The organism is Arthrobacter sp. Y3223065 (genome assembly GCF_059090885.1).
Window position 1 is genome coordinate 1 of record NZ_JBNHGC010000017.1, and the last position, 608, is coordinate 608.

The following is a 608-nucleotide window of genomic DNA, read 5'->3' on the forward strand; positions in this document are numbered from 1 at the left end:
AAGACCCCAGCGACTGCTGGGCCTAAGCAAGGATAGTCAAGGATGACGCACTCTACAGTGGCCGGGCCTCGTACCGGCCGAATCGCACCGATAATTGCCCTACTGTTGCTCAGCGGAGTGACTCTTGACATTCAGTGGGGAACGCTCTCTCCGCTGGTCGGGACGATGGCGACCGAATCAGGGATGTCGCAGTCGGAGATCGGGTGGGTCCTCAATGCGATGATGGTCGGCAGTGCCATCTCCATCGGCCTCACCGCGCGAATGGGCGACATTTACGGGCATCGCAAGGTGCTCATCGTACTCATCGTCCTGGCGCTGGTGGGATGCGTTCTGGGTGCGGCAGCCGATGGTTTTTGGCCTCTTGTAGCTGGGCGATTCCTGCTTGGAGTCGCTGTCGCCATCCCATTAAGCTGGGGGCTCCTGCGTCCACGCGCTACCGCCCGTCAGGTCCGACTTGTCTCGCTGGCGCTCGCGCTCTTGCTGTCGATCTTCACACCATTCGCTTTCGTTATCGCCGGCTACATTATCCAAGTGGGTTTGCCGTGGCAAAGCGTCTTTTGGGTGAGTTTTGCTCTGTATGCGGTGCTGCTGGTCCTTGCCTTGGTTTC

At 59.4% G+C, this 608-nt stretch carries 1 protein-coding gene; it reads left to right on the forward strand.

The genetic code is table 11. The features are described 5' to 3' along the window. Positions 1 to 117 precede the first annotated feature (117 nt). The coding region (locus tag AC5RUK_RS17405; protein WP_494152988.1) for an MFS transporter at positions 118 to 608 on the forward strand (491 nt) is incomplete at its 3' end.